Annotated in this window: 2 protein-coding genes and 1 pseudogene; all 3 read left to right on the forward strand. The window is 38.0% G+C overall.

Translation table 11 applies throughout. The annotated features are described in order from the left end of the window. Positions 1-1,593, forward strand: a 1,593-nt coding sequence (locus EWV68_RS21265) for a hypothetical protein (protein WP_287170958.1), incomplete at its 5' end; no start/stop codon positions are given. A 148-nt stretch (positions 1,594-1,741) separates the two neighbouring features. Next, complete coding sequence (locus EWV68_RS21270) at positions 1,742-2,482, forward strand: Uma2 family endonuclease (RefSeq protein ID WP_287170959.1); 741 nt, start codon at positions 1,742-1,744, stop codon at positions 2,480-2,482. A gap of 115 nt (positions 2,483-2,597) precedes the next feature. Next, positions 2,598-2,848 (forward strand): annotated as a pseudogene (locus EWV68_RS21275) (hypothetical protein); the annotation flags it as partial.

The following is a 2,848-nucleotide window of genomic DNA, read 5'->3' on the forward strand; positions in this document are numbered from 1 at the left end:
ACGGTGACATCAGTTGCTTGGAGTCTGGTTTATACTAATCCATCGAACTTCCATTTTAATGTGGTTCTCTTTCCATTGGCGGCCATTAATAGTGATTCCCCTTTTATTCCCCTTGTTGATGATGGGTTTAAAAGTTTATATGGCGGATATTATCTTTGGCTTGGCCTACTATCACGATTAATGGGAAATAATCTATTGTCTATCAAAATTGTTGTGTGTAGTTTGATTGCTCTTCAGATTCTTCTTTACTATTTAATAACTAAGGCTATCTACAAAAATCCGTTGCTCAGAATTTTGGTATTTATTAGCTGCCTGTTTTGGAGTTATCTTTATGGTAGGGTAGTACGCCAAGATTTATACTTTCAATATTTTCCTTTAAGAACTTTATTTCCTTGTCTTTTGCTGGTTACTTTGTTGTATATATCTGAAAGAAAATTTCTCGATAAAGCTACTCTTTCCATTGGATTTTTAACAATTAACTTACAAGATGTGCTTCTAGATTTTATAGTGGCAATGGCTCTATTAAGTAATTTTGATTCTGGTGTAGTTGTCTTGATTATGTATTTCTTTATCTACATTTGGAATGAGTTTAAAATAGATGGGTTTAGCGCAAAAAACATGATTAAAAAATTAACGGTATTTAGTATAAATCTTATCATGATCATTTTCATAATTATTTTTGGCTTTAGAATTATTGCTGGAGAATTTATAAATTTTTCCAATTATACGGGTTCTACTCTTAAATTTGGCTCTGGCTTTTATGGTTTGCCTTTTACAGATAATATATGGATGATATTTATGGTTGTTTACGGTTTTAACATCATACAATCTTTTCAGAGTCCTATCGAGGATAAAAGTGCTAAGTATCGTTTTGTAATTGCCATCTGGGGAATAGTTAGCCTCTTTTATTTTGTCAATAGAAGTCATCCTTGGAATTTGTTAGGTGTATCACTTCCCTTCTTTCTTTCCTATGGTTGTTTGATTGATTATGCCTTTAGTTCTTATCGAAAAAAAATGTCTGAATCTGAACCAGAATTGATGCAGAATAAAATGACATTTAGGGAGTTTTTGCCAATCCTATTGCCCAATTCGTTTGATTTATTAAGACTCTCCCTGGTCAGTGTATTAGTCATGCCCTTTATTATTATGTCCCTAATCGCTTGTGTAAAATTTATTCCCTTAACGATATCCCATTTTCAAAGCCCTAAAAGCTATTCGCAAATGTCTGCTTTAGCGAGCTTGTCTGAGAGAGTGGCTACATTAGAAAAGCAATTAAACCGTCCATCAATTCTAATTTCTGATCGGGTTGAATCCTATTATTATCTTCACAAAAACAGAAAAGTATTGTTTTATCCCGAGATAGCTTCTATTTTCCCTGGGGACAATTCTTTTCAGCCCCGTTTTCTTGATACTCTCAATAAATTCAATCCAATTGTCACCCTATGTCCCATGAGACATCCAGGTCTCATAAAAGCAAATTATCATGGCACTTTTTTACAATTACTCTATGAGAATAATTACAAACTTGTAGAGTCAGGGAAAAACATAGATGACCGTATCCTGAAAAATTGTAAGATTTACATAAAAGATTAGAACTGTAATAGAGTCAGAGAATCTTGACACAATCCCATAACCTAAAACGAGCCGAGCGCTTGGCAACACAATTGCGATCGCAATTGTGTTGACATTGACAATAGTTTATGATAAGAAAGTGGCATCAGTTGTTCACCCCAACCAACCAATGGCTCAAGAAACCCTCCTAATTGCAGCTAACCCACTGGGGATCAAGCTACCACCGACCCAAGATGAACTACCTTCTGATGATGGTATTCCCATGGAAACCCAGCGACACGGACTGCAAATGCAGTTATTAGTCAGACCTCTCTCCGGGTGGTTAAAAACCCAAGGACGGGAAGCGTTTGTCGGAGGCAATATGTTTGTTTACTTTAGCCCCAATCAAGTGCGTAACGAGGATTATCGCGGGCCCGATGTATTTGTCGTTGTGGACGTGCCTCGAAAAGAACGGAAAAGCTGGGTCGTCTGGGAAGAAGAGAAAGCCCCTGATGTGGTGATTGAGTTGCTTTCTGAGAGTACAGCCAAAAAAGATAAAGAAGAGAAAAAGCTTATCTATCAGAATCGTTTGCGGGTGACAGAATACTTTTGGTATGATCCCTTTGAGCCAGAAGATTTAGCGGGACATCGCTTAGAAGGGGGCGTTTATAAATCTTTAAACCCAGATGCTCAAGGCAGGTTCAGCAGCGAAATATTAGGGCTAGTGTTAGTGCGGTGGCAGGGAATTTATGGGGATGAACAAGAGCCGATTACTTGGCTGCGTTGGGCAACAGCAGAGGGGCAATTGCTCCCCACCATAGAGGAGTTGGCCGAGCAGGAAAAGCAACGGGCTGAACAGGAAAAGCAACGGGCTGAACGCTTGGCAGCAAAATTAAGAGCGCTAGGAGTTGAAGTTGATGATAGTGTATGAACTAATTGCAGGCATTGTCCACCTAGATGTCTATTTGATAATTAATTTAATGCACCTACTTAGTCGTGGACAGTTTATGAGAGCTTATTAAATATAGGAAGGACTGTTTACGACAATGACACCATCTACAATTAATTTGTTCAAAAAATCAACGATAATCACCTGGGAAAAACTGCCAGATGATTTTATTCTACCTGACGAACCTGTGGACAACAACTTGCAACCCCTATTAGCAGCAGCTTTACGGGAATCCCTAGAATTAGCAGGACTAATTCTGGAATCGATGCTAATTGCCTCTAATTTTGGCTTGTGTGCTACCGTTAAAACTCAAACAGTTGTCAAAGCACCTGATTGGGTTTATATTCC

The organism is Microcystis sp. M_QC_C_20170808_M9Col, assembly GCF_007095495.1.
Taxonomy (GTDB): Bacteria; Cyanobacteriota; Cyanobacteriia; order Cyanobacteriales; family Microcystaceae; genus Microcystis; species Microcystis aeruginosa.